Source organism: Gordonia amicalis, from assembly GCF_022059885.1.
Taxonomy (GTDB): domain Bacteria; phylum Actinomycetota; class Actinomycetes; order Mycobacteriales; family Mycobacteriaceae; genus Gordonia; species Gordonia amicalis.
The window spans coordinates 977,328-1,004,260 of record NZ_CP091855.1 but is presented as its reverse complement, the minus strand read 5'-3'; the positions used below and the strand labels follow the sequence as shown (position 1 = coordinate 1,004,260).

The window sequence follows — 26,933 nt, the reverse complement described above, 5'->3', positions numbered from 1 at the left end:
CCAAAGTCGGAGTTTGACCGACCGCCTCCCGGGACATGACCAAGATGTGCATACTTCGTCCATGACAACAAGCGATGGCACGTCACTCCATCTCGCCGCCGAGGGCGGCGGTGCGGCGCTCGACCAGGTGTTCCTGATGTCCGCGGCAGCCGCAGTCGTGTCGATCGGTCTGCTCTGGATCGGATACCTACACCGCACGCGCAAGATCACGTGGCTGACCACCCTGGCCGACTGGGCGGCGCGCCGCGTCAACCGACCCCCGTGGGCGGCGCTGCCGATCTTCCTGTTCACCAGCACGATCATCTGCGCCCTGTTCGGCTTCCTCTGGGACGTCAGCCTGCACATCGGTGACGGCCGCGACGAGGGACCGCTCGCCAACCCGGCGCACTACTTCATCCTGGTGGGCCTGTTCCTGCTGTTCATCTCCGGCATGCTGTCGGTCTTCCTGCCCTTCGACAAGCCCGGCCGCGCGGCCGTCCGGATCACCCGCCACTGGTACGCGCCGGTCGGCGGAATCCTGTTGGCGGGCTGCGGCTTCTATGCCCTGGTGGGCTTCCCGCTGGACGACGTCTGGCACCGTATCTTCGGTCAGGACGTCACGCTCTGGGGTCCGACGCACCTGATGCTGATCGGGGGCGCGGGACTGTCGCTCATCGCGGTCGTCATCCTCGACCGCGAGGGCAGGGCCGCGATGGGCCCCGACCTCCCGCCGGACGGGCGCGGGCAGTGGCTGGTCCGCTGCCTGGCGTTCGGTGGCCTGGTGATCGGCATGTCGGTCTTCCAGATCGAGTACGACTTCGGTGTCGAGCAGTTCCGGCTCGTGCTGCAGCCGATGATGATCGCCGGTGCCGGTGCGTTCGCCCTCGTCGCCGCGCGGATCAGCCTCGGGCCGGGTAGTGCCCTGGTCGCAGCGGTGTTCGCGATCCTGCTGCGTGGCGTCGTCGCGGTCGTGGTCGGGCCGGCGCTCGGCGCGCCGATCAACGTGTTCCCCCTCTACCTCGGCGCGGCCGTGGTCGTCGAGTTGCTCGCGTTGACGCCGCTCATCAAGCGCCGCGTGCTCTTCGGTGCGGTGGCGGGCCTGGGGGTCGCGACGATCGGACTCTGGATCGAATCCTGGTGGATCGCCGCGGCATATCCGTTCCCCTGGGTCACCGGCATGTGGGGCGAAGCGCTGGCGATGGCCGTCCCGGTCGGCGTGGTGGCGGGTCTGTGCGGCGGCCTGCTGGGCCTCGTCTCGGTCGGTGAGCGACTGCCGCGACGCTGGATCAGCATCACCGCCGTCGTGCTCTCGGTGGTGGTGATAGGCGGGGCGGTCGCAAACGGCCTGCGGGTCTCCGTACCCGCCGACATGACCGCCCGGGTCGTCCTGACCCCCGCCGGACCGAACGATGCCGCCGAGCAGAACGTCACGGCCGAAGTTTTCCTCGATCCGGCCGACGCGATCAGCGGTGACCCCGAGTGGGTGACGCTGATGTCCTGGCAGGGCGGGGTCGACAACGATCGCGGCATCGTCATCGACCGGCTCGAGCGGGTAGGCCCCAACCAGTTCCGGTCCACCGAACCGATCCCGGTGTCGGGGTCGTGGAAGACCATCCTGCGTGTGCAGGACGGCACCACCATGGCCGGTGTGCCGGTGTATCTGCCGGCGGACCCCGCGATCGGTGCGGAGGGTGAGCCGGCCCAGCAGACGTCGACGAAACCGTTCGTCTCGGAGATCTCGATCCTCCAGCGCGAGCGCACCTTCGACTATCCGTCGTGGCTGTTCGGCGCCGCAGCCGTGGTGGTGCTGGTCTGTTCACTGTTGCTCATCGCCGCGCTGTCGTGGGGAGCCGGCCGGGTCAACTCCCGTGAGGCGACCTCGGGCGCGCGGAAACCCGAATTGCAGCCCCAACAATGATCGCCGCCGCACCGGACCCGGTGGTCCACCACCTCGCCACGCATCCCCTGATACTGGCGCTGCCCGCGGTGATCCCCGCGTTCATCCTGGTGGGCGTCATCATCGCGATCGCGATCGCCGATCGTCGTCGAGGAGATGACGACGAGGACCCCATCGAGGATTCCACCGGAGATCGCACCGAGAACCCCACCGACGCACCGACCTGGAACGAGGCCGATGACCCCGACCGCGAGGCCGACTGAGACTCTGCTCGCCCACGGGCTGGGCGGCTCGGAGTTCCTGCCCGTCCCGCTGACCGCGGTCCTGATCGGCGGTGCGTGGGCGCTGACCATCTCCTTCGCGGTGATCGCCTTCGCCTGGCGCACTCCGCGATACGGGCGATCCGACGCCGGGCGCGAGCTCCCCGGGTGGGTGACCTCGACCGTCGACAACCGATGGCTTCGTGGGGTACTCGCCGGTGCCGCACTGATACTCACCGCGTGGCTGGTGGTGGCCGCGTTCGGGCCGTCCCACGACAACCCCCTGCCGGGCTCGTTCTACGTACTGCTGTGGGTGGGCATGATCGTGCTGTCGGTGCTGATCGGCCCGGTGTGGCGACTGCTGTCACCGATCCGCACCGTGCTGCGGATCGCGCGCGGGATCTTCGGGTCCCGGGTCGTCGGCCTGACGGACTATCCCCGACGCCTCGGCTGGTGGCCGGCTGCGTTCGGACTCTTCGCCTTCGTCTGGCTCGAACTGGCCTCCCCGGAACCGAATTCGGTCTCATCGGTGCGGATCTGGCTGCTCTGCTATCTCGCGATCACCCTCGTGGGCGGCATCATCTGCGGGCTTCGCTGGACCGAGGATGCCGATCCGTTCGCGGTCTACAGCACGGTCGCCTCCCGCCTCTCCCCGTTCGCGAAGAACCCCGACGGTCGCGTGATCGTGCGCAGTCCGATGAACTCGCTGACCACCCTGCCGATCCGGCCCGGCACCGTCACCGTGCTCGCAATCCTGCTCGGGTCCACCGCATTCGACAGCTTCTCGGCCTTCCCCCAGTGGCAGGACTTCGTCGCCGAGCAGGCCGGTGGCGACGGAGCCGACGGCAACCAGGCGATCGCCACCCTGCTCTCGACCGCCGGGCTGCTGGTGTTCGTCGGCGTTGTCGCGGTGACGTTCTGGTCGGCGGCACGCGCCGTCGGCGGTGTGCAACCCGATCTGCGCCGTCGGCTACCGGGCCTGATGGCACACTCACTCGTCCCGATCGTCATCGGCTACATCCTCGCCCACTATCTGCAGTCGCTCGTCGAGCAGGGGCAGGAAGCCATCCTGGCCCTGGGCGATCCGCTGGGCCGGGGATGGAACTTGTTGTGGCTCAGCGATGCCCACCCGGTGTACATCATGTCGGATCACCCGACCGTCACGGTGACGCTCAAGGTCGTGTTCGTGGTCGGCGGACACATGCTGGGAGTGGCCGCCGCGCACGACGCCTCACTGCGGCTCCTGCCGCGACGACATCAGCTGACCGGACAGCTCACCATGATGGTGACGATGGTCTGCTACACGTTCCTCGGGCTGTATCTGCTGTTCGGCGGCTAGGGATCACCGGCGTCGTGCCCGGAACACGACGTCATGCGTGTGGTGACCGCCGCCGGCGGCCTTGCCGCGTTCGCGCGTCTCGTCGGTGACGATCTCCCAGTCGTCGTCGAGAAGTGTCGCGAAACCGCCCGGCTGCACGAAATCGTCGGGATCGAAGCCGTGCGCCCGCACACCCTCCGGCGCATGTGCGACCACCAGCAGGGATCCGCCCGGGCCGACCGCGGCGACGAGCTTGCGCGCGACCTCGATCTCCGCGACGGGGATCGGGAAGTAGTGCAGCGCGACCAGACCGAAGTCGTCACCGGGGACGGGATCGACAACGAGGTCGGCACGGGTCCAGGTGATCGGCAGGTCGCCGCTGATCTCGCGTGCTCGGTCGAGTGCCACCTGCGAGATGTCGACGGCGGTCACCTGCCAGCCGCGTTTCGCCAGCCAGCGGGCGTCGGCGCCCTCCCCCGACCCGACGTCGAGCGCGGTGCCGGGCGCCAACCCCTCGGTCTCGGTGATCAGCGCCGGATTGACGTCCGCGGTCCACAACCGCTCCGCGTTGCCGTATCGCTCGTCCCACTCGGCGGCCCGCTCGTTTCCCATTCCCGATTCATAGCACTTCACCGCGGCAGGCGCGGGTTCGAGCTATGAAACGGGCGAGTTGTCGACGACTCGGGCGATCCGCTCGATCGCCTCGGTGAGCACCTCCGGCGAACACGCGACGTTCAGCCGCGCGAAACCCCTACCCGGCGAGCCGAACGCGGGGCCGTAGTGCAGCGCGACCCGGCCGTGTTCGAGGATCGGCAGGCCCGGGTTGTCGCCGAGGCCGGCGTCGCGGAAGTCGAGCCACGCCAGGTACGACGCACTCGGCCGTGCATAGCCGACAGCCGGAAGATGCTCGGCCAGAAGCTGATCCAGGAGATCCAGGCTCTCGCCGATGACTTCCAGGGTGGCGTCGAGCCAGTCGTCGCCGTGAGCGAAGGCCGCTTCGGTCGCGGCGCGACCGAGGATGGACGTTCGATAGTGCACCTCGTCGGGCTGGCCTGCGACGATCGTCCGGGTCGTATCGGAGGTGGCGACCATCAGCGCACACTTGGCCCCGGCGAGGTTGAACGCCTTGCTCGCCGAATGCGCCGCGATGCCGACCTCGCGCGCGGTGTCGCTCACCGTCAGGAACGGGACGAACCCGACCCCGGGATGGACCAGCGGTGCGTGGATCTCGTCGCTGACCACGATCGCACCGTACGACGCGGCGAGCTCGGCCAGCCGTTCCAGATCGGATGCGTCGTGGACGAGTCCGACGGGATTGTGCGGGTGACACAGCAGAACCGCTCGCGCACCCGACTTCAGTGCCGCCTCGATGCCGTCGAGATCCATCCGCCGGACCAGGTCGTCGAGCAACGGCACCTCGACGACGGTTCCGCCGGCCTCCGGGATGAGCTCGAAGAACGGCGGGTACACCGGCGGCATCAGGATGACGCCGGCACCCGGGCCGATCGCCGAGCGCAGCGTCTCGACGATCACGACACTGACATCGGTGGTGAGCGCGACATCGTCCGCACCGACCTCCCAGTTCCATCGCCGATCCGCGAAACCGGCGAAAGCCGTTCCGACGCCGCCCGAGTCACCGGCATACCCGACATCCGACGCCCGGATACGGTCGATCATCGCCTCCGCGACCACAGGTGCGAGCTGGTAATCCATCTCCGCGATGAACAGCGGCAACACGTCGTCGGGATGAGTGGACCACTTCGAGCTGGTGCGGCGTCGGAGTTCCTCGAGCGACGGTGCGGCGGGTCTCGGTGTCACGCGGTCCTTGGTACCACCCTTCGAGACGCCCTCCGCAAGCTCCGGGCTCCTCAGGGAGCAAAGAGACGGCCCACGAGCTCCGGGCTCCTCAGGGAGCAAAGGGACGGCCCACAAGCTCCGGGCTCCTCAGGGAGCAAACGGACGGCCCACACGCTCCGGGCTCCTCAGGGAGCAATGACATCGACGCCGTCGCCGGAAGCAGGCAGACTGGTCGCCATGGCGTTTCCTCTTCGCATCGGTGTCCAGATCCAGCCCCAGCACGCTCCCGAATACGGCCTGATCCGCGACGCGGTCCGCCGCGCCGAGGATGCGGGCGTCGACGTCGCGTTCAACTGGGACCACTTCTATCCCCTCTACGGCGCTCCCGAGGGTGAGCACTTCGAGTGCTGGACGATGCTCGGTGCGTGGGCGGAACAGACCTCGCGGGTGGAGATCGGCGCGCTGGTGACCTGCAACTCCTACCGCAACCCCGAACTGCTGGCCGACATGGCGCGCACCGTCGACCACATCAGCGGCGGCCGACTCATCCTCGGTGTCGGTGGCGGGTGGTTCCAGAAGGACTACGACGAGTACGGCTACGAGTTCGGCACCGTAGGGTCGCGACTGAACGCCTTCGGCGAGGCCCTGCCGCGCATCAAGTCACGGCTGGCCAAGCTCAATCCCGCGCCCACCCGCGACATCCCGATCCTCATCGGCGGCAGCGGCGAGAAGAAGACACTGCGCTACATCGCCGAGCACGGCGATGTCTGGCACGGGTTCAACGACCTCGAACAGTACCGCCACAAGTCGAAGGTCCTCGCCGAACACTGTGCAGCAGTGGGCCGCGACCCGGAGACCATCGAACGGTCGTCGGGCCTGCAGTTCGGCGGCGACGTCGACGCGCTGCTCCGCGATGCCGACGCGCTGGCCGCCGAGGGCGTCACCCTCCTGACAGTCGGCGTGACGGGCCCCGACTACGACCTCACCGCCGTCGAGGCCCTGTGCCGGTGGCGCGACGCTCGACGCTGAGACGTGCCGGTACCGATCGAGGTCAGGGACGGACATACACTCACCCGAATGCGGCGGCTGATTGGATTCGTGATCATGCATCGGTTAACTGCGATTCGTGGTGGGTGGGGGCACGTCGTGGCCCGGCGCATCTCGGCAGTTCTCGGGGCCGCCGGCCTCGCGCTCGGCATGACTCTGCTGCTGACGGGCATCGGAGCCGGCACCGCCGCCGCCGAACCGCCCACGCGCCTCCCCACCTATGTCGTCGACTCGGCCAACGCGATCTCGCCCGCCCAGCGGTCCGAGTTGGAGGCCGCCGTCGACAAGCTGTACAACGACCACGGAATCCAGATGTGGATCGTCTACGTCCGGGATTTCGGGGGTCTGACCAGCGAGCAGTGGGCCGACCAGACCGCGGTGGCCAGTGAACTCGGCGACCACGACGCCCTACTCGCCGTCGCCACCGAGGACCGCGCGTATCGACTGTTCGCCCCCGACAACATCGGTGGTCTGGACCAGTCGACCCTCGAGGGCGTCGCGAACGACGACGTCGTGCCGCAACTGCGCGAGGGCAACTGGGCCGACGCCGGACTCGCGGCGATCAACGGGCTCTCGTCGGAACTCGATCCCAGCTACACCGGCGTCATCGCCGCCGCAGTCGTCGGCGGAGCCGTGGTGGTCGGCGGAGGCGGCGCGTACCTCTACTCGCGCCGCCGCAAGCAGCGTCGGATCGAGGGCGGCCTGGAGACACTGCGCGAACAGGAACTGACCGTCGATCAGCTCGCGGAGCAGCCGCTCGACGTGCTCGATCCGTGGTCGCGTGAGGTCCTCACCGATCTCGACAACGCCGTCCGCACCAGCGAAGAAGAGTTGCGCCTGGCCGTCGGAGAATTCGGCGAGGCCGAGACGGAACCATTCACCACGGCACTCGAGCGCGCGAAAACTGCTCTCGCACAGTCCTTCACCCTGCGGCAGCGGCTCGACGACGACGTCCCGGAAACCGACGACGAGCGCCGCTCGATGCTCGTCGAGATCATCACGTCCTGCACCGACGCCGACGGCACGCTCGACGACCAGGTCGAGGCCTTCGATGCGATGCGCAACCTCCTGATCAACGCCGATGCGCGGTTCGACGCGATCACCCAGCAGCTCATCGGCCTGCGCGCCCGCCTCGACCCGGCGACGCGGCAGCTCGCCGAGCTGACCGAGAAACACGGCGAACAGACACTCGCCTCGATCCTGTCGAACGTCGAACTCGCCCGGCAGCAGATCGATTTCGCCGAGGCGACCGCCGACCAGGGTCGCGCCGCGAGTGCGGCGCCGGTCGGACAGCAGGGTCCCGCGGTCGCCGCGATCCGCTCGGCCGAGGGCTCCATCGAGCAGGCCACCGTGCTCCTCGACGCGATCGATCACGCGGACGCGAACATCGCCGCCGCCCAGTCCCGCATGCCGGCACTGATCGAGGAGGTGGAGGCAGAACTCGCCGAGGCGGCGTCACTGACCGCTGATGGCGGACCCGCGCTGGCGACTGCCACGGAAGCCGCGAAGACTGCTCTCGACGCCGGACGTACCGGCTTCGACGCCGATCCGCTGGGCACCTTCACCGCCCTGGTCGACGCCGATGCGGATCTCGACGACGCCCTCGACGCCGCGCGGGACTCCGCGGCCGAACGCACCCGCCGCGCACAGGTGTTGAGCGCGGCCCTCGAGTCGGCGTCGGCAAAGGTGACCGCGGCGTCGGACTTCATCGGCACGCGGCGCGGCGCCGTGCAGTCGACCGCCCGGACCCGGCTGGCCGAGGCGCAACGCCTCCTCCAGACCGCCCAGCAGGCCGCCGCAGCCGATCCGGCCGCGGCGACCACGTCGGCGCGGCGAGCCGGCGCTCTCGCCGACCAGGCGCTCATGGCCGCTCAAGGTGATGTCGTGAACTGGCAGCAGTCGCAGCAGCCGCGCTCCGGCGGCACCTCGACCGCGGGTGCCGTTCTCGGTGGCATCCTCGTCGACAGCTTCCTGCGCGGCACCATCAGCGGCGGTCGCGGCGGATACCGGGGTGGATACCCCGGCGGCTTCGGTGGTGGCTTCGGCAGCGGCGGACGGAGCCCGGGCTCGTTCGGCGGCTCCGGGTCGTCGGGACGCATCGGTACCGGCGGGCGGTTCTAGCGGTCTCGACACGGCTCGACCAGCAGAAGGCACCGTGCGTTGGGTGTCCGTTCACATTCGAGTACCCAAGGGTTCGCTTCGCCCCCCTAGCGTCCTGCGGGTGCGAATCCAGTTGCCGCTGTTCACCTCCGCCGGCCACGATGCCGGGCGTTCCTCGCGCGCATATGTGACGTGCCGCTACAAGTGCGGCGACGCCTGCCGTCACGATCCCGGTAACCGCAGCGACAACGCGTACTTCCGCGACGTCGTGCGCACCGCGGTGTCGCGTCGGAGCGTCCTCAAGACCTCGGCGGGTACGGCGGTCGCAGTCGGGGCGGCATCGGTGCTCGCGGCCTGTGGCGAGAGCGGATCGGGGACCGGCACCTCGACGACCGGATCTGCCACCGGAGATGCGCTGCCGGGTATGAAGTTCACGGCTGTCCCGGCCAACACCGAGGACGCGGTGGTGATCCCCGACGGATACCGCCAGGAGGTCGTGATCCGGTGGGGCGATCCCGTCCTGCCCGGCGCCCCGGAGTTCGACTTCGCCAACCAGACCCCCGAGGCCCAGGCCGGGCAGTTCGGCTTCAACAACGACTTCGCCGGGCTCATCCCGGTCGACGGCGTGCCCGACCACTTCTACCTCGTCGCCAATCTCGAGTACCCCACCGAACCGTTCATGTTCACCGGGTACAAGGACGGCCAACCCACCGAACAGCAGGCCCGCATCGCGATGGCCTCGGTCGGTATCGCCGTGGTCGAGGTGACCGCCCAGCCCGGCTCCGGCGCGCTCAAACCCGTTGTCGGCCAGCGTAACCAGCGACTCACCGCGTCGAGCCCGTTCCGGCTGACCGGTCCCGCAGCGGGCACCGAGTTCGTGAAGACGGCCGCCGATCCGGCCGGCACCACTGTCCTGGGGACGATGGCCAACTGCTCGGGCGGGCTCACCCCGTGGGGCACCATGCTCTCCGGCGAAGAGAATTTCAACGGTTACTTCAGCAACGCGAGCACGGTGACCGACCCGAAGACGGCTGAACGTCTCGAGCGCTACACCTTCGAAGACGATGCCGACGAACACCACTGGGGTCGCTTCGACAAGCGCTTCGACCTGGCCGTCGAGCCCAACGAGGCCAACCGCTTCGGCTACATCGTCGAAGTCGATCCGCACGACCCGAAAGCTGTTCCCGTCAAACACAGTTCGATGGGCCGATTCAAGCACGAGTCGGCCAACATCTATGTCGTCGACGCCGGGCCCGACAAGGGTACGGTGGTCGCCTACAGCGGTGACGACGAGAAGTTCGAGTACATCTACAAGTTCGTGTCGAGCCGCAAGATGAAGAGCGGACTGTCGAAGACCGCACGCGAACACAACATGCGCATCCTCGACGAGGGGACCCTGTACGTCGCAACGTTCACCGCCGAACCCGTCGACGGCTCCGGGGCTCTGCCCGCGGCGGGCAAGTTCGCGGGCAAGGGGTCGTGGAAGCCCCTGCTCACCGTCAACGCCGACGGTACGGCCCGGTCGTACATCGCCGGCATGTCGCCGGCCGAGGTCGCCGTCTTCACCCGCGCGGCGGCAGATTCCGTTGGTGCCACCAAGATGGACCGTCCCGAGGACATCGAGCCGAACCCGAAGACCGGCAAGGTGTACTGCGCACTGACCAACAACAGCGACCGCGGCACCGACGGCAAGGCCGCCGCCGATCTGGTGAACCCGCGCAACGAGAACAAGAACGGTCAGATCCTCGAGATGACCGACGACCACACCGGTACGGAGTTCACCTGGGAACTCCTGCTCGTCTGCGGCGACCCCGCCGCCGCGGACACGTACTACGGCGGCTTCGACAAGACCAAGGTCAGCCCGATCTCGTGTCCCGACAACGTCGCCTTCGACCCGCACGGCAACCTGTGGATCTCCACCGACGGCAACGCCCTCGACTCCAACGACGGCCTGTTCGCCGTCGCCCTCGACGGTGACCGCCGCGGTGAGACGAAACAGTTCCTGACCGTCCCCAAGGGTGCCGAGACGTGTGGACCGGTCATCGACAGCAACCGCATCCTGATCGCGGTACAGCATCCGGGCGAACTCGACGACCACTCCGCGGACAACCCGGCATCGCACTGGCCCGACGGCGGGAACTCCCAGCCGCGGCCGTCGGTGGTCGCGGTCTGGCGCGACGGCAGGAGCCCGATCGGGGTCTGACGCCTCACTGCAGAATCGCCACTTCCGCCTCTCCCGGCGCTGGTCCGACCGGCGCTTGTCGGGTGGCGGCGGCGATCTCGTCTCGGCGTGCACGGCGCATAGGTGCGCGTGCCCGTTGTGACCGCCTCCGGATTCGCGGTGGGGCTTCGACGCGGTGCCTCGCTACGCTCGGTACCGGCTCAGCCGGCGGGGTCGGTGCCGGCGGGGTCGGTGCCGGCGGGGTCGATACCGGCTCAGCCGGCGGGGTCGGTGCCGGCGGGGTCGGTGCCGGCGGGATCGATACCGGCGGGGTCGGTGCCGGCGGGATCGTTACCGGCGGGGTCGGTGCCGGCGGGATCGATACCGGCTCAGCCGGCGGGATCGGTACCAGCTCAGCCGGCGGGACCGGTACCGGCTCAGCCGGCGGATCGGTGGCGATTCCGCATTGGCCGGGGCGGCGATGTGTCGGCAGTGTCACATGCACGCCCGGTATTACTTCGAACTTCGAAGTATTAGGCTTTCTAAGCGTGTCCGCTTCCGATCCCGCGCAACTCGCCCTGACGCTGCGTCCCACGATCACCAGGCTCTACCTGGCGCTTCGCCGGCGCGCGCCGAGGGTCGAGCTCACCGCGGCGCAGACGTCAGCCCTCAACGTCCTCGCCGACACCGGGTGGATGCGCATGGGTGAACTCGCCGATCGTGAGTCCATCCGCATGCCGACCGCGACATCGGTGATCGACGGACTCACCAAGCACGAACTGGTCGAACGCAGACCCGACCCGGCCGACAGACGCGCCGTCCTGGTCGGACTGACCGACCACGGCCGCGCCGTCGTATCGCAGATCCGCGAGGAACGCGACGTCGTCCTCACCAGTGCACTCGCCGCGCTGAACGACGAGGACCGGGCCGCCCTGGCCGCCGCCGGCCCTGCTCTCCGAGCCCTGCGCGACCGACTCGACGAGACCCCGACGCAGCCGCCGAGCGCCTGAGTCCACGGCGCCCGGCCACGTCATCACTCCGCGATCGAAAAGGACCTCATGACAGTCACCGAGAACACGCCGACCACCGACACGGCGTCTTCTGAGAAGTCGCTGCTCGCCACGTTCCGCGAGCAACCCCGTACCGTGTGGATAACTGCTTTCGCCGCCACGATCGCCTTCATGGGGATCGGCCTCGTGGACCCGATCCTGCACAGCATCGCCGAAGCGCTCGAGGCGCCGGCCGAGAAGGTCACCCTGCTCTTCGGTGTGTATGTGGGTGTCCAGTGCGTCGCGATGCTGCTGACCGGCTGGGCCGCATACCGTTTCGGCCCCAAACGCACACTCACCGTCGGACTCGCGCTGATCGTCGTCGCCGCCGGGCTGTCCGCCTTCGCCGACGACATCGACCAGCTGATCGCCTTCCGGGTGATCTGGGGTCTGGGCAACGCGCTGTTCCTCGCGACCGCACTGGCATTCATCGTCTCGTCCGCTGTCGGCAGCCGACAGGGCGCGATCATGATGTACGAGGCCGCACTCGGTCTCGGCCTCGCGGTCGGACCGTTGCTCGGAGCGACCCTCGGCGAATGGACCTGGCGCGCGCCGTTCGGCGGGACCGCGCTGCTCATGCTCTTCGGCGCCGTCCTGTGCGCGTTCATGCTCCCCGCCGACGCGCCTCGCGCCACCCGCGACCGGGTGCGGATCGTCGATCCGCTGAAGGCCCTCCGCAATCGCACCCTGTCGATCTCGGGCATCGGTTCGGCCTTCTACACCGGTGCATTGTTCACCGTCATCGCGTGGGCGCCGATCGCCATGGGGCTCCGCCCGATCCACGCGGGACTCATCTTCTTCGGGTGGGGTCTGCTCACCGCACTCGCGGGCGTGTTCGTGGCACCCGCGTTGGCCAAGGCCCTGGGCGAGAAGGCCGGTGTGCTGGTGGCGATCTTCGCCTACGGTTCGATCATGGTCCTGGCCGGCGTCGGGACGGTGAGCGATCAGGTGTGGCTCATCGGACTCGCAGTCGTTCTCTCCGGCCTCCCGTCGGGTGTGCTGAACACCCTCTTCACCGACCTCGCCATGTCCTCCGGCGGAACCGACACCCCGCGCTCGGTGTCCAGCGCGGGCTTCAGCTTCCTGCGCTGGATGGGGGCCGCGATCGCCGCGGTGCTCGTGGCGTACCTCGCCAAGTGGTTCGGTTCCGATGCCGCTCCCTGGTGGTTCGCCACCGCCTACTGCGTCGTCGCACTCGGTGCCGTCGCACTCATCCAGGGCGTTGCGGACGACGAGATCGACGACGACGCCGCGCTGATCGGCGCCGAGGAGTTCTGACCCCGAACACCCGCTCGTCCCGGTACCGTGCGCGAGGTGACGTACTCGAAGGTGATCGTGGCGGTGCGAGGTGGTGGACTGGCGCGCGCCGGTGCCGAGACACTCGTCGAACGATGCGCGGCAGCCGGTGCCGTACGCGTCCAGCTCAACATCGACGACGACCCCGTCTCCGGCGCGATGCGCATCGACGAACTCGATCCGGCGATCGACGCGGTGGTGACGTACTGGGCCGGGGATGTCGACGCCGTACTCCCCGCGGTCACCCAGAGTGCCGAGGGGCCGTTCGCGGCCTGGGAGGTCACCGCGCGCGCTCCCCTCGACCCGGACCTTCCCGCCGACGGAACGCGCATCGACGCGCTGTCCAACATCGCATTCCTACGACGCCCAGCCGAGCTGGACCGCGAGGAATGGTTGCGGCGCTGGCTCGAGGACCACACCCGGGTCGCGATCGACACTCAGGCCACGTTCGGATACGTGCAGAACATCGTCCAGCGGGCACTCACCGGGGACACACCGCGAGTCGACGCGATCGTGGAGGAACTGTTCCCGATGGCAGCTGTCACCGACATCCACGCCTTCTACGGCAGCGACGGCGACCAGACCGAACTGGAACGTCGAATGACGCTGATGCTCAACAGCGTCGCGCGGTTCGGTGCGGACCGACACCTCGACGTGGTCCCGACCTCCCGGTACGACTTCGATCTCTCCGCCGGTGGCCTCAGACGGCTGAATCGGGAAACGCGATGACCGAGAGGAAGCGTATCGGCAGTTCGACCAGTTCGACCGGCCCGTGCGCTCCTTCTCCGTCGAGCTGCAACGCGTCGCCAGGATGCATCCGGTACACCGAGCGGCTGTGCGCGTAGTCCATCACGCCCTCGAGGACATACAGGAATTCGGTACCGGCGTGCTGGAACAGTGGCTGCGTCACCGATTTCTCGGTGAGGGTCACGAGCAGACATTCGAGCCGTTTGTGTTCCCCGCGAAGCGATCCGAGCAACTCGTACTCATGTCCCTCGCGTGAACCCTCACGGACGATCTCGTTGCCCTCCCCCGCCTTCACGAAGACGGCCGAACGCTCCATCTCCGCGCCGCGGAACAACGACGTGACCGAGACGTCGAAGCCGTTGGCCAGGCGGGCGAGGGTGCTGAGACTGCAGGAGGTCTGCGCGTTCTCGATCTTCGACAGCATCGCCTTGGAGATGCCGACGCGGGACGCCATGTCGCCCACCGACAGTCCCTGCTGGCGCCGCAGCCGACGCACATTGTGCGCGATCGCGGTCTCGAGCTCGAGTTCCTCGACCGACTGGTCGACGGGGCGTTCCCGTGCGATGCCAGACTGGTTCCGGATCAATGGGTCGTCGGTCACCTCGCCAGCATAGTGAGCGAGGTCGTTCACTGTCAGTTGACACATGTTCTCGCGCCCTCTCGTCGGTTGACCCCCGCTGCACACCGCTCGGGAACTCTCAGCGCATCTCCCCCGCTCCCACGTAGGGGAACCTCGTCTTCAGCGGATCGCGCTCGGCGAACCGGGTGAAGCGGAAATCGGACTCCGGGATCCGTGGGTCCGAACTGCGTCCGTCGACCACCAGATCGGCGATCAGCCGTCCCACCGCCGGCGAGATCTTGAACCCGTGACCGCTGAAGCCGACCGCCAGCACCAGACCGTCGAGCGGGCCCGCCGAGATGATCGGATTCCAGTCCGGCGTCACGTCGTAGCAACCGGCGTAGCTGCTGGTGATCGCGGGTTCGGTGAAGCCGGGGAACCGGGTACCGACCTTGTCGACGGTGAGGTCGACGAAGTCGCTGTCGACACGGTTGCTGTAGTTGTCCGGGTCGGCGATCTGGAGTTCCTGGAGATCGCTGTTGCCGAACAGGATCTCGCCTCGGACGTCCGGTCGCACGTACTGGAGTGAGACGAGGTCGGAGAACACCGGAACCTCGCCGAGATCCTCACCCGGGTGGATCATCACGATCTGCTCGCGGTGCACCGAGATCGGGACGTCGATGCCGTGCCGGCCGAGGAACGGCTTGGACCACACTCCCGTGGCCACGACGACGGTGTCGGCCGAGATCGTCGAGCCGTCGGCGAGCCGGACGCCGGTGACCCGGTCGCCGTCCACCAGCAACTCGGTGACCGCGGTGCCCTGGCGGATCCTGATGCCGGTGGCACGTGCGGCGGCGGCGAAGGCCTGGGCGGTCTGGTAGGCGTCCCCGTATCCGCCGCGCTCCTCCCAGCCGAAGGCCGCGAACGGCTCCAGATCGGCCGTCGGCCACATCCTCGCGACCTCGACGACGTCGATCTCCTCGGTCTGAACGCCCACTTCACGCTGTGCCGCAAGGCTTTTGCGCAGGTTCTCGACATTCGGTTCACCGACGCCGACGACGTATCCGGTCTGCCGGAAGCCGATGTCGGTACCGAAGATCTCCTCGGCCTTCTCGAACACCTCCAGCCCCACCGCCGCCATCGCGGCCAGCGAGCTGACGCCGTAGTGGCACCGGACGATACCCGACGACTTGCCGGTCATCCCGCCGCCGACGGTGTCGCGTTCGCACACGACGACGTCGGTGATCCCCCGCTGCCCGAGGGCCCACGCGGCGGCAGCACCTTCGAGGCCGCCGCCGACGATGACGACCGATGCGGTCGAATTCTGTTCTGTCACAGCCCACTCCCCGGAATCCAGTTGGTACCGGCCATCGGGACCCGCGCCATCGCCGCGGCCTCGATCGTGATGGCGACGAGGTCCTCGGGCTCGAGGTGCTGAAGGTGCGCCTTGCCGCAGGCACGGGCGATGGTCTGGGCCTCCATCGTCATGACGCGCAGGAAGTTGGCGAGGCGCTTGCCACCGAGGACCGGGTCGAAGCGCGCCGACAGTTCCGGGTCCTGCGTGCTGATGCCGGCCGGGTCACGCCCGTCCTGGAAGTCGTCGTAGTAGCCGGCTGCCGAACCCAGCGCCTCGTACTCCTCGGCATAGCGGGGATCGTTGTCTCCCAACGCGATCAGGGCGGCGGTGCCGATCGCGACCGCGTCGGCCCCGAGTGCCATCGCCTTGGCGACGTCGGCACCGTTGCGGATACCGCCGGAGACGATGAGCTGCACCTCCCGGTGAACACCCAACTCCTGCAATGCCTGGACGGCCTGCGGGATCGCGGCCAGCGTCGGGATGCCGACGTGTTCGATGAACACCTCCTGGGTGGCGGCGGTACCGCCCTGCATGCCGTCGACCACGACGACGTCCGCGCCGGAGTGCACGGCCAGCTTCACGTCGTAGTAGGTGCGGCTCGCGCCGACCTTCACGTAGATCGGCTTCTCCCAATCGGTGATCTCGCGCAGCTCGTTGATCTTGATGGCGAGGTCGTCGGGGCCGGTCCAGTCGGGGTGCCGGCAGGCGCTGCGCTGGTCGATGCCCTGGGGGAGGGTACGCATCCCGGCGACACGCTCGGAGATCTTCTGCCCCAGCAGCATTCCACCGCCACCGGGCTTGGCACCCTGGCCGAGGACAACCTCGATGGCGTCGGCCTTGCGCAGGTCGTCGGGATTCATGCCGTAACGCGACGGCAGGTACTGGTAGACGAGGTGCTTGGACTGTCCGCGCTCCTCGGGAGTCATGCCGCCGTCACCGGTGGTGGTCGACGTCCCGACCTCCGACGCTCCGCGGCCGAGTGCCTCCTTGGCGCCGGCCGACAGCGCACCGAAACTCATACCGGCGATGGTGACCGGGGTAGACAGGTGCAGCGGATACTTCGCGTTGCGGCCACCCAGGACGACGTCGGTGTCGCAGCGCTCGCGGTAACCCTCGAGCGGGTAGCGCGACATCGAGGCACCCAAGAACAGCAGGTCGTCGAAGTGGGGGAGCTTACGCTTGGCCCCCCAGCCACGGATGTCGTAGATGCCGGTCTCGGCGGCGCGCTGGATGGCGGCGATGGTGGTGCGGTCGTAGGTGGCGGATTCGCGGAGTCCGCGCTGCTCGACGCTGAGTTTCTCGGTCATGGTGATGTCACTTTCGGTGTGTGCTCGATGTGGGGTTGCGGCCCTTCGAGGCTCGTCGACTTCGATGCGCTCCTTCGTCGCTTACTCAGCCCGGCGGCTATCGCTCCTCGCACCTCAGGGAGCAAGGGGGGCTTCGCTATCGCTCCTCGCACCTCAGGGAGCGAGGGGAGGATTCGCTCGCTCCTCGCACCTCAGGGAGCAACTCCGCTCCCTGAGGAGCCCGGAGCTTGCGGAGGGCGTCTCGAAGGGCTCAGTAGGCGGAAGCGTTGTCCACCTTGAAGTGGTAGAGCTCGCGGGCCGATCCGTAGCGGGTGTAGGCGGTCAGGTCGTCGTCGCCGTAACCGGCGGCCTTGAGCAGACCGGCGAGTTCCTCCAGGTGCTCCTCGCGCATCGGCTTGGCGATGCAGTCGGCGCCGAGGGAGGCGACCTCACCGCGGACGTAGATGCGGGTCTCGTAGATGGAGTCGCCGAGGCCGTCGCCGGCGTCGCCGCGGATGACCAGGCGGCCGGCCTGCGCCATGAAGGCACTGTTGTGTCCGACGTCGCCGCCGATCACGATGTCGACACCCTTCATCGAGATACCGCAGCGGGCCGCCGCGTCACCCTCGACCACGAGGAGTCCACCGTGAGCGGTGGCACCGGCCGACTGCGAGGCGTTGCCCTTGACGATGACGCTGCCGCTCATCATGTTCTCGGCGACACCGGTGCCGGCGTTGCCGTTGATGGTCACCTCGGCCTGCTGGTTCATCCCGGCGGCGTAGTAGCCGACATGACCGTTGACGGTGATCTTGACCGGCGCGTTGACGCCCGCGGCGACACTGTGCGCACCCGCCGGGTTGTCGATGACGATTTCCCCGGAGATGTCGCCGTGGAGTACCGAGTTGATCTCTCGCAGTGCGGTGTTCGCGAGGTCGAAGTGGTGGTTGGGGCTCATCGTCTCCGCTTTCGCCGGGTCGGTGGGGGACTGGGTGGTGGAGTCGAGCGTCATCGCGTCCATGCGTAGACCACTTCCGGCTCGGGCTCCCAGATGCGGGCGTTCTCGACGCCGGGCAGCTTGGCGAGGGCGCGGTACTCGCTGGCGATCGCGACCCAGTCGGCGGTCTCGGCGATCACCGCGGGCTTGCAGGCGATGGCGTCGCGGACGACGGCGAAGGAGTCACGGTTGGAGACCACGAGGGTGTAGAAGCCGTCGAAGTTGGCGCAGACCTCCTTGAGGGCGGTCTCGACGTCCTTGCCGGCGGCGAGCTGGTGGGCGACGAAGCGGGCGCCGACCTCGGTGTCGTTCTCACTGTCGAATTCCACACCCTGCGCGCGCAATTCGCGTCGGATGGTGGCGTGGTTGGCGAACGACCCGTTGTGCACGAGACACTGCTCCGGGCCGACCGCGTAGGGATGTGCACCCGACGGGGTGACGGCCGATTCGGTGGCCATCCGGGTGTGGCCGACGCCCTGCCAGCCGGAAGCGGTTGCCAGACCCCAGGATTCGGCCAGGTCTCGCGGGGCGCCGACACCCTTGAGGACGGTCAGGTCCGAGCCGAAGCCGGCGACCAACGCGTCCGGGTAGGCGGCGCGGGCCGCGCCGAGGAGTTCTTCGGCGCCCACCGGGGCCGACGCGATCAGCGTGGCATCGACGAGCTGGGCGGCGACCGGCACACCGAGTGCTGCGCCCAACGTCGCCGAGACCTCGTCGGGCAGGACATCGAGTTCGAGCAGCGAGACACACCCGTGGCCGGAAGGTGCCCATTCGGGGTTGCCGTACACCGCGATACCGGCCGAATCCGCACCGCGATCCTGCATCTCGCCGAGCATCACGGCGAGCATCGCGCCGAGCCGGGGATGAAGATCGGGATTACGCAGATGCAATCCGACGATTCCGCACATGGTCGAATCCTTTACGTCGAAGGGGAGTTGGGATGTGGTTCGGTCGACGCAGCCTGGGCCGGCCGCGTCAGAAGGCGGTGAGGTACTGGTCGACTTCCCAGGGGGACACCGCCGCGTGCCAGTCGAAGAACTCCGCGCGTTTCAGGTTGGAGAAGTAGGTCGACACCTTGCCCTGGTCGGCGGGCCAGTCCTGGGGGAGTGCGGCGTCGAGGGCGCCCATGACGACCGCGTCGGACTCGAACGCCTCGACGGCGTGCAACAGGGTGAGTGGCAGATCCGCGATGTGGCTGGGAGCCCCGCCGACGGCCCCGGGGTCGAGGCTTCGCTTGATGCCGTCGAGTCCGGCGCCCAGCAACGCGGCCGCGGCCAGGTACGGGTTGGCCGACCCGTCGCCACCGCGCAGTTCGACGCGTTGGTCGTCGGGAACCCGGATGTAATGGGTGCGGTCGTTGCCGCCGTAGGTGGCCTTGCGCGGCGCCCAGGACGCACCCGACCGGGTGGCGGTCGCGCCGGTCCGCTTGTAGGAGTTGACGGTCGGCGCGATGACGGCCTGCAGAGCCGGTGCGTGCTCGAGGATGCCCCCGATGAACCCGTAGGCGGTCGCGGAGAGCCCCAGCCCGCGATCGTCTTCACTGACCTGCGGGAAGACCGGCTCGCCACCCTTGGTGAGGGAGAGGTGGAAGTGCAGTCCCGAACCGGTGCGATCGGCGAACGGCTTCGGCATGAACGTGGCGATCATGCCCTTCTCGGCGGCCATCGCCGAGAGGAGGTAGCGGAGGGTTACGACCCGATCGGCGGTGGTCAGCGCGTCGGCGTACTTGAAATTCTGCTCGAACTGCCCGTTGCCGTCCTCGTGGTCGTTGGCATAGTTGCCCCAGCCGAGCTGGTTCATGGCAGTGGACACCGTGGTGAGGTGCTCGTACATCCGGGTGAGACCGCGGACGTCGTAGCACGGCTGGTCGGAATCGTCGGCGGCGTCGGCGGTGACCAGCGAACCGTCCTCGGCGCGCTTGAGCAGGAAGTACTCGACCTCGGCGCCCACCCACGGCTCGAAGCCGGCGTCGGCGGTCTGCGCGATGAGGGTCTTGAGGATGTTGCGCGGAGCGAACGGCCACGGCTTGCCCTCGACGTGCGGATCGCACTGGACGACGGCCAGGCCTTCCTTGATGAACGGGATGGGGAGGAAGGAGCTGACATCGGGAACGGCGATGAGGTCGGGGTCCTTGGGCTCCTGACCGATGGCACCGACCGCGTAACCGGCGAAACCGACTCCCTCCGTGGCGAGTTCGTCGACCGCCTCGACCGGCACCAGCTTGGCGCACGGCTTTCCGCGGAGATCGACGAACATGGCGAGGATGAACTTGGTGTCGTTGGCCGCACACAGCTCGGCGAGAGTGCCGGTGTCGGGGGTTTCGTTGGTGGTGGTCATGATGCGCTCCGGGGGTCGACTCTAGGTGTTGCCTGTCGGGATGTCCACTCGTGTGAATCAATGTCTACCGTTAGTAGACCGCCCGATTGTTTCGAGCCTGTTTCCGCTCCGTGAGCGGTCGGTGTCGTTTCGAGCCACCCTCCCCGCCTGACGAAAGAACCCGGGGGTCCACCGTCTGACGGTGGACCCCCGGGGCCGTTGTTCGTCTTCTCCGCGCGGTCAGACCTGCGCGGGTGGTGCCGATGCCGGCATCGACTTCTCCACCGATTCGGCAGCTGCCGACGGTGACAGACCGGCCAGCCCACCGCCGGGCCGACCCACACTGGCACTGGGGATCTCGTACGCGGTCTCGGCGTGCAGCGTGGTGTCGAGGCCCACCATCTCGGTCTCGTCGTCGACGCGCAGCCCGATCAGCTTGTCGAGTCCCTTCGCGATGAGCCAGGTCATCACGAACGAGTAGGTGCAGGTGATGGCGATGCCGGCGAGCTCACGCCAGACGATGTCGACCGGACCGCCGAACAGGACGCCCTGGACACCGGCCGGAGCGGCCTCGGTCGCGAACAGGATGATGCAGATGGTGCCGACGATGCCGCCGATGCCGTGGACGGCGAAGGCGTCGAGCGTCTCGTCGATCTTGAGCCTGCTCTTGAAGCTGAGCAGGAACGCGACGACCGCTGCGGCGAAGATGCCCACGCACAGTGCACCCAGCGGCGCCATGCTGCTGGCGGCAGGGGTGATGCCGACCAGGCCCGCGACAGTGCCGGTGATCAGGCCGAGCGACGTGACGTGACCCTCGCGCCACCGCTCGATGATCGCGAACCCGATCATGCCGGCGGATCCGGCGAGCAGCGTGTTCAGGATGACCGCCTGCGCAAGGAAGTTCGCACCGAGCGCGCAGCTGCCGTTGAAACCGAACCAGCCGAAGAACAGGATGCCCCCGCCCAGCATGGTCATCGGGAGGTTGTGCGGACGCTCCATGCGGCGCTTGCGGGCCCCGAGGACGACGGCCAGGGCCAGAGCCGCGACACCGGAGTTCATGTGGACCGCGGTTCCGCCTGCGTAGTCGACGATCTCCAGCTTGTTCAGCAGGAAGCCGCCCTTGTAGTTGTCATCGACGTCGGCCGAGAACACCCAGTGTGCGACCGGGAAGTACACCACCAGGAGCCAGATCGGCGCGAAGACCAGCCAGGCGGAGAACTTCATCCGGCCTGCTGCTCCACTGGCGACGATGGCAATGGTGATGGCCGCGAACAGGATGAACCACGCCGCGAAGTACAGCGTCTGGGTCGCGCCGGAGGCATCGTCGGTCAACCAGTTGGTGAGACCGATGAAATCGGTCGGGTTGCCGATGAGGCCCCACCCGCCCACCGACGGACCTGACACGAGCCCGTAGCCGATGACGACGTAGAGCACGGCGGTGATGGCGAGGGTCGACATGACCATCGACATGATGTTCAGCACGTTCTTCGAGCCGACCATCCCGCCGTAGAAGAAGGCGAGGCCGGGGAACATGAGAAGGACGAAGACGAATGCCGCCAGCATCCAGGCGACGTCGGCGTTGGCCGCGAGTATCGGTTCCATGGGCGATCTTTCGGTTCGGAGACTGAAGAGGTCGGTGGTTTGGTGCACCAGCAGCTCACGGGCGTCATTGACCGCGTAGATACGCGACGACGTTGTCGCGATAGTCGAGAAATCCCTTGTAGGCGGCGATGTCCTCACCGAGCGACTCGATGACGGTCGCCAACTGATCGGCCCACTCGGGTATTCGTTTCACGTCCTCCAGCGAGGCCATGAATGTCCGGATATTGAACGTCACGGCACCCGACATCGGCAACCGGACGAAGTGTTCGAGCTCGATTCGCAGGCGCGCCCTGGCGAAATCGCCGTCGGCAACCATGGCCGGGACGTCGGCCGCCCATGCCGGCAACTCTTCGAGACTCACGTCGAGCTTGTGCGAATCCGACGCCGACAGAGTCCAGTTCACCCTGCGGTACACCTGATCTGCCGGTAGCCTGCGCAGGAATTGTTCGGCGCGGGCGACGATGCCCTCGCGAAGCATGCGTGGTACCGGGGCGTGGATTTCGTACATGTCCATGCCCACGTCGAAGGAGACCGACCAGGCCGCGGCGAAGGTCACGACACCGGCGTCGAAGTACAGATGCCCATCGCGTTCGGTGACGAGGAGCAGATCGTCGGGCACCTCACGGGCCAGGAACTCCATCGGTCCGCACGGCAGGGTGTCGGGGTCGCCGAGCACGAATTCCTGGTCGGTGCCCAGGATCTCGTTACGCCAGTGGAAGCGCCCGTCGCCGAACTCGTCGAGGCGCATGAGGCCGGGGTAGGAGATGCCGAGGTCGCGCAGGTAGTAGAGCAGCAGATCCCAGCACGCGATCTCCATCCCGGTACGGACCCGCACCCGTGAGGGGTCGTTGTCCAGGATCCGGCGACGTTCGGCCATGATCTCGGGATACTCGGCACCACCGAGATCGACCAGGTGCCTTCCCCATTCACCGCCGCGTGTGCACCGCGGGATGCGTGCGGGCTCGACGTTGACGCTGTAGGTGAACTCCTCGAGGTCGTCCGGGAACGGCCACGGCAGGTTGGACAGGTGGTCCACCGGCCCCGTGAGGAAATCCCGGATCGATGCGGTCGGTATCGCTTCTGTGGTCACAGGTCCACCTCGATGTTCTGGCCTCGGGAGACGCAGCACAACATCGCGTCACCGAGGGCTTTCTCCTCCTCGGACAGGACGAGGTCACGATGCTCGATGATGCCGTCGCGCACCGGTATCCGACATTCGCCGCACACACCCTGGCGGCACAGGTTGGGCACCTCGACACCATGGTCGAGGAGTCGTTGCAGGAGGGAAACGCCGGCCGGGACGTCGATCCGGTCGCCGGTCGAGGACAGCGTCACCGTGAAGGGGTCGCCAGGGTCTTGTTCCGGAGCCGCGAATCGTTCGAGATGCACACGCGCCGTGGGCCACCCGGCCTGTTTCGCGAGTTCGGTGTACGTCTCGAGCAGGGATGCCGGTCCGCACGCGTATGCATGGGTACCCAGGGCCTGGGCACGGAACCGTTCGGCGAGCAACTCCGCGGTGGCGTCGGCCCCGGACACCTCGTGCAGGGTGATGTTCGGCTGCTGGGCGAGCGCGCGGAGATCGTCGAGGTGGGCGCCGCAGCCGGGCCGGTATGAGTAGACGATGTCGGCACGACGCCGCTCACGCGCCAGCGCACGCGCGTGCGACAGGACCGGGGTGATGCCGATCCCGCCCGCGACGAGCAGTGCTCCACGCTGGCCGAGGACCGGCGCGAACATCGACCGGGGTCCCTCCACCTCGACGACGGCGTCCTCGGACAGGTTGTCGTGCAACCAGCCCGAGCCGCCGCCGGCGCCGCGTCGGAGCACCGAGATGCCGTAGGTGTTCGGGAACATGCCGTCGTCGACCAGCGAGTAGGCATTGCGGTGCTCACCCGCGGTGACGATCAGATGGCTGCCCGGCTGATAGGGCGTCAGAACCTGCGGCGCGTCGTCGAGCGGCGCGAACCGGAAGTGGGTGATGTCGTCGGTCAGCCGCCGAACGGTGACGACGCGCATAGGGCGCGCCGAGGTCGTGTAACCCGGGTGCAGGTGTGCCGCGATCGCAGCTGCCGTCATACATCACCTCCCGCTGCCGATGCGAGGAAACTCCCCATCGTCGGCGAATGATGCTCGTGAACCTCCAGATCGCGGGCACAGCCCGGACAGGAGACGACCCCGCCGGCACGGCCGTCCACCCGGAAGGTGTTGCGGCAGTGCGCACAATAGAGCGGGAGGTCACGGGTGTGGACGACGTATGACGACAACTCCGCGGGAACCGCCCCGGCGTCACGTGCCATCGCCAGCGCGGTCATCACGTCGTACTGACCGCCGGTGACGAGGATGCGCGTGCCGGTGAGCGCGGCATCGAGGGCGGCGTTCAGGGACCGGCGATCCTGCTCGTCGGTGAGGGTGTCGAGCACCAGGAGCCGGGTGGCTCCGACGACCTCGGCCGCCGCGACCCAGTCCCGCGACACGTGAGCGGTCTCGGCGTCGTCGCCGACCGCGACGACGAGGAAGGCCGCCCCGGTGGTGTCGACGGCCGGCGGGGTGGCCGGCCAGACCGGCATGCCCGGCCCGGTCGGCGCCGACTGCCGAGCGGCGTTGCGCAGCCACCGGGCGGCTCGGTCCCGGTACTTGATGATGCCCTTGTAATCGGCCATGTCCTCGGGCAATTCGGCCAGGACCTCGGCGGCACGACGACGCCAGGGGTCGACGGTGGCCAGCAGCTCGAGGGGGAGCAGGTAGGTGCGGATGAGGAACATGACGGCACCGGAGTCGGGGAGCCGGATGAGGTGCTGCACCTCGACGCGCAGGTGGACCCGGCGACCGAACTCGGCGTCGTCGACGAGCAGGATGGCCTCGCGGTCGGGTCCCCACTCGGGGTAGATCTCGGTCGAGACGTCGAGGCGGCGGTCGATGGTGAGTGTCCAGTTGGTCCGCCGGTAGGGCTGGTGAGGTTGCAGCCGTTTGAGGAACTCGTGGGCCCGGGTGATGACGCCTTCCCTGCGGACCCGTGGGACTGGCCCGTGGATCTCGAGGAAGCTCATGCCGACGTCGAAACCGAAACTCCAGTCCGCGGCGAAGGTCACCACCCCGGCGTCGACGAACAGTTGGCCGTTGCGCTGGTCCAGGAGCGCGATGTCCTCCTGGACCTGGGAGGTGATGTACCGCAGCGGTTCGTCGGGGAGCGTGGTGGCGTCGCCGTACCGGAAGTGCTGTTCGATGCCGAGGATGTCGTTGCGCCACAACCATTCGTCGGGACCTGCCGAGCGCAGCTGCATCTGCTCCGGGTAGGCGGCATCGAGTTCGCGCATGAGGGTGAACATCGCGTCCCAGGCGGCGGGGACCATGTGGGGGAGCACCGCGTGCCTCGTCGGGTCGGCGGCGAGGATCGTCGCACGCTGGTCGATCTCGGCGCGATACTCGCAGTCGATGTCGACGATCGCGGTGCCCCACTGGCCCGCCGGTGTGGTGACGGACTGCTCGGCCGGTTCGACGTTGGTGCTGTAGCGATACCGGTCCTCGAGGAAGGGGAACGGGAATCCGGCGACCAGGTCGGCGTCGTCCGGCGTTGTGGGAGTGGTGTTCTGGATTGTGCTCGTCACAGGGGAACCTCCAGGCTGCAGCCGTCGGCGGCGCGTGAGACGCACGGCATGATCGCGTCACCGGCGTCCTTCTCCTCGGCGCTGAGATAGAGGTCGCGGTGGATGGGTGAGCCGCCGGCGAGGGGGATGCGGCATTCACCGCACACGCCCTGACGGCACAGATTGGGGACCTCGACGCCCGCCTGTTCGAGGGCCTCGAGCATGCTCGTCCCCGACGGGACGTCGATGCTCCGACCGGATTCGACGAGCTCGACGCGGAATGGATCCCCGGCGTCGAGCGCATCGATCCCGAACCGCTCGAAGTGGATTCGGGAGTCGGGCCACCCGGCCTGCACCGCCGCGTCGACGACGGCGTCGATCATCGCCGACGGCCCGCACACATAGAGGTGGGTGCCGACCGGCTGGGCGCGGAGAGCTTCGTCGAGGCGTTCGATGAACGAGACTCGATCGGTGAACAGTTCGGCGCGGGCCCGTGCAAGCGCGGTCACGTCGGCCAGGTGGGCGGCCGCGTCCTTCCGGAAGACGTAGAGCAACTGGACGTCTCGCCCCCAGCGCACGGCTGCGCGCAGATGGGACAGCATGGGGGTGATCCCGATTCCGCCGGCCACCAGCAGATGCTTGCGGGCGCGGGCGATGGGCGCGAACGCGCTCCGGGGGAGTCCGACGGTCATCAGGTCGCCGACCGCGAGCACCTCGTGCAGCCAGCGGGATCCACCGTTGCCATCCGCGACCTCGAGGACCGAGATCGAGTAGTGACTCGGATGCGTGCCGTCGCCGGTCAAGCTGTAGGCGTTGGTGTTCTCGCCGGCATGCACCACCAGATGGCTACCCGGAATGAAGCCGGGCAGCGCACGTCCGTCCGGGTGGGCGAGGGTGATGCCGCGGATACCCGCGACGGTCGTGTCGATCGAGGTCACGACGAGTTGCATCGTGACGGCCCGATCGGCGCGGCGATTCGTCGACGCCGTACCGACATCGGCCGAATCAGGTTCTGCGACTGTGATGCTCACAGCTCGATCTCCTCGGTGGTCAGGAACTGGGTCTCGGCGTCGACCATGAACCCCAGGTACTGACCCGTTCGACGGGACACGTGGTGGTACACGAGCAGGTCGCGTCGACAACCGGCGCAGGGGATGACGTCGTCGATCGCCACTCGGGCGCGTGTGACCGTCCGGCAGTGCGAACAGAACACGTCCGCCTCGGTCCTTTCGACGGAACCCGTTGTGAGGAACTCGATCTCGTCGTCTTCGAGACCGGCGTTCACGGCGACGGCGCGCAGCCGCAGTGCCGAGCCGGCGTCGGCTACGATCCAGACCCGGACCCCGACGGTGGCCTCGGCAAGCGCGTCGGCCAGCAGGTCGGCGGCCGTGTCGGCGTCGCCGTGGATTCGGGTGGTGGCCAGCGGCGCGAGGTCGGCTTCCCAGCGACTCAGTGCATCGGCGACGTCCCCCACACCGACCAGCAGGTAGGAACCACCGGTCGGTGTGGGAGTCGACGTCTCGACCAGGTCACCAGGTCGCGCCCACACCGGCACGCTGGAGTACGCGATCTGCGACATGGCGG

The 26,933-nt window shown here is 68.0% G+C and carries 23 protein-coding genes; 9 read left to right on the top strand and 14 right to left on the bottom strand.

Annotation, left to right across the window (positions count from 1 at the left end; genetic code table 11):
• Positions 1–61: 61 nt before the first annotated feature.
• From IHQ52_RS04575 to IHQ52_RS04565, 3 genes are read left to right on the top strand one after another with little or no spacing between them, the layout of a single operon-like run.
• A complete protein-coding gene (locus tag IHQ52_RS04575) occupies positions 62–1,897 on the top strand; it encodes a hypothetical protein (RefSeq protein ID WP_024499070.1) in 1,836 nt (611 codons plus the stop codon).
• Positions 1,894–2,139, top strand: a complete 246-nt coding sequence (locus IHQ52_RS04570) for a hypothetical protein (protein ID WP_035760547.1) — start codon at positions 1,894–1,896, stop codon at positions 2,137–2,139. Before IHQ52_RS04575 ends, IHQ52_RS04570 begins: the two co-directional genes overlap by 4 nt.
• On the top strand, positions 2,114–3,475 hold the full coding sequence (locus tag IHQ52_RS04565; RefSeq protein ID WP_024499068.1) for a hypothetical protein: 1,362 nt from the start codon (positions 2,114–2,116) through the stop codon (positions 3,473–3,475). The genes IHQ52_RS04570 and IHQ52_RS04565 overlap by 26 nt, the downstream gene beginning before the upstream one ends.
• Positions 3,476–3,478: 3 nt before the next feature.
• Here IHQ52_RS04565 and IHQ52_RS04560 read toward each other — a convergent pair whose 3' ends face one another.
• Together IHQ52_RS04560 and IHQ52_RS04555 are read right to left on the bottom strand one after the other, a co-directional pair.
• A complete protein-coding gene (locus IHQ52_RS04560) occupies positions 3,479–4,066 on the bottom strand; it encodes a class I SAM-dependent methyltransferase (RefSeq protein ID WP_024499067.1) in 588 nt (195 codons plus the stop codon).
• Between the two features lie 42 nt (positions 4,067–4,108).
• On the bottom strand, positions 4,109–5,272 hold the full coding sequence (locus IHQ52_RS04555) for a MalY/PatB family protein (protein WP_024499066.1): 1,164 nt from the start codon (positions 5,270–5,272) through the stop codon (positions 4,109–4,111).
• Positions 5,273–5,488: 216 nt separating this feature from the next.
• Between IHQ52_RS04555 and IHQ52_RS04550 the strand changes: the two genes are divergently transcribed.
• The 6 genes from IHQ52_RS04550 (at position 5,489) to IHQ52_RS04525 (ending at position 13,633) form a co-directional block, all read left to right on the top strand.
• Positions 5,489–6,280, top strand: coding sequence for an LLM class F420-dependent oxidoreductase (locus IHQ52_RS04550; protein WP_024499065.1), 792 nt, complete (start codon positions 5,489–5,491; stop codon positions 6,278–6,280).
• A gap of 75 nt (positions 6,281–6,355) precedes the next feature.
• A complete protein-coding gene (locus tag IHQ52_RS04545) occupies positions 6,356–8,419 on the top strand; it encodes a TPM domain-containing protein (RefSeq protein ID WP_024499064.1) in 2,064 nt (687 codons plus the stop codon).
• A 100-nt stretch (positions 8,420–8,519) separates the two neighbouring features.
• Positions 8,520–10,601 carry a PhoX family protein gene (locus IHQ52_RS04540; protein WP_024499063.1) on the top strand — a complete coding sequence of 694 codons (2,082 nt, stop codon included), beginning with the start codon at positions 8,520–8,522 and terminating at the stop codon, positions 10,599–10,601.
• A 506-nt stretch (positions 10,602–11,107) separates the two neighbouring features.
• The gene (locus IHQ52_RS04535; protein ID WP_024499062.1) at positions 11,108–11,569 is read left to right on the top strand and encodes a MarR family winged helix-turn-helix transcriptional regulator; all 462 of its coding nucleotides are present in this window, start codon (positions 11,108–11,110) and stop codon (positions 11,567–11,569) included.
• 48 nt (positions 11,570–11,617) lie between these two features.
• Positions 11,618–12,886 carry an MFS transporter gene (locus IHQ52_RS04530; protein WP_024499061.1) on the top strand — a complete coding sequence of 423 codons (1,269 nt, stop codon included), beginning with the start codon at positions 11,618–11,620 and terminating at the stop codon, positions 12,884–12,886.
• 27 nt (positions 12,887–12,913) lie between these two features.
• Positions 12,914–13,633, top strand: coding sequence for an EthD domain-containing protein (locus IHQ52_RS04525; protein ID WP_024499060.1), 720 nt, complete (start codon positions 12,914–12,916; stop codon positions 13,631–13,633).
• Here IHQ52_RS04525 and IHQ52_RS04520 read toward each other — a convergent pair.
• The 12 genes from IHQ52_RS04520 to IHQ52_RS04465 all read right to left on the bottom strand — a co-directional run bounded on the left by IHQ52_RS04520 (position 13,605) and on the right by IHQ52_RS04465 (position 26,928).
• The gene (locus IHQ52_RS04520; RefSeq protein WP_024499059.1) at positions 13,605–14,297 is read right to left on the bottom strand and encodes a helix-turn-helix domain-containing protein; all 693 of its coding nucleotides are present in this window, start codon (positions 14,295–14,297) and stop codon (positions 13,605–13,607) included. The genes IHQ52_RS04525 and IHQ52_RS04520 overlap by 29 nt on opposite strands.
• A 52-nt stretch (positions 14,298–14,349) precedes the next feature.
• Complete coding sequence (locus tag IHQ52_RS04515) at positions 14,350–15,546, bottom strand: NAD(P)/FAD-dependent oxidoreductase (RefSeq protein ID WP_024499058.1); 1,197 nt, start codon at positions 15,544–15,546, stop codon at positions 14,350–14,352.
• Positions 15,543–16,874, bottom strand: a complete 1,332-nt coding sequence (locus tag IHQ52_RS04510) for an FMN-binding glutamate synthase family protein (protein ID WP_024499057.1) — start codon at positions 16,872–16,874, stop codon at positions 15,543–15,545. Before IHQ52_RS04510 ends, IHQ52_RS04515 begins: the two co-directional genes overlap by 4 nt.
• A 250-nt stretch (positions 16,875–17,124) precedes the next feature.
• Positions 17,125–17,871, bottom strand: a complete 747-nt coding sequence (locus IHQ52_RS04505; protein ID WP_024499056.1) for a GltB/FmdC/FwdC-like GXGXG domain-containing protein — start codon at positions 17,869–17,871, stop codon at positions 17,125–17,127.
• On the bottom strand, positions 17,859–18,755 hold the full coding sequence (locus tag IHQ52_RS04500; RefSeq protein ID WP_024499055.1) for a class II glutamine amidotransferase domain-containing protein: 897 nt from the start codon (positions 18,753–18,755) through the stop codon (positions 17,859–17,861). Before IHQ52_RS04500 ends, IHQ52_RS04505 begins: the two co-directional genes overlap by 13 nt.
• Positions 18,756–18,822: 67 nt before the next feature.
• Positions 18,823–20,184, bottom strand: a complete 1,362-nt coding sequence (gene glnT / locus IHQ52_RS04495; RefSeq protein ID WP_024499054.1) for a type III glutamate--ammonia ligase — start codon at positions 20,182–20,184, stop codon at positions 18,823–18,825.
• Positions 20,185–20,403: 219 nt separating this feature from the next.
• Positions 20,404–21,765, bottom strand: a complete 1,362-nt coding sequence (locus tag IHQ52_RS04490; RefSeq protein WP_024499053.1) for an ammonium transporter — start codon at positions 21,763–21,765, stop codon at positions 20,404–20,406.
• A 64-nt stretch (positions 21,766–21,829) separates the two neighbouring features.
• Positions 21,830–22,855 (bottom strand): heme-dependent oxidative N-demethylase family protein, encoded by a 1,026-nt coding sequence (locus IHQ52_RS04485; protein WP_096274850.1) that lies wholly within the window; start codon positions 22,853–22,855, stop codon positions 21,830–21,832.
• A complete protein-coding gene (locus IHQ52_RS04480; RefSeq protein WP_238064132.1) occupies positions 22,852–23,841 on the bottom strand; it encodes a PDR/VanB family oxidoreductase in 990 nt (329 codons plus the stop codon). The genes IHQ52_RS04485 and IHQ52_RS04480 overlap by 4 nt, the downstream gene beginning before the upstream one ends.
• Positions 23,838–25,370: a heme-dependent oxidative N-demethylase family protein gene (locus IHQ52_RS04475; protein WP_182155343.1), complete on the bottom strand. Its 1,533-nt coding sequence runs from the start codon at positions 25,368–25,370 to the stop codon at positions 23,838–23,840. Before IHQ52_RS04475 ends, IHQ52_RS04480 begins: the two co-directional genes overlap by 4 nt.
• Positions 25,367–26,380: a PDR/VanB family oxidoreductase gene (locus tag IHQ52_RS04470; RefSeq protein ID WP_182155341.1), complete on the bottom strand. Its 1,014-nt coding sequence runs from the start codon at positions 26,378–26,380 to the stop codon at positions 25,367–25,369. Before IHQ52_RS04470 ends, IHQ52_RS04475 begins: the two co-directional genes overlap by 4 nt.
• A complete protein-coding gene (locus tag IHQ52_RS04465) occupies positions 26,377–26,928 on the bottom strand; it encodes a dimethylamine monooxygenase subunit DmmA family protein (RefSeq protein ID WP_006438060.1) in 552 nt (183 codons plus the stop codon). Before IHQ52_RS04465 ends, IHQ52_RS04470 begins: the two co-directional genes overlap by 4 nt.
• Positions 26,929–26,933: the final 5 nt, after the last annotated feature.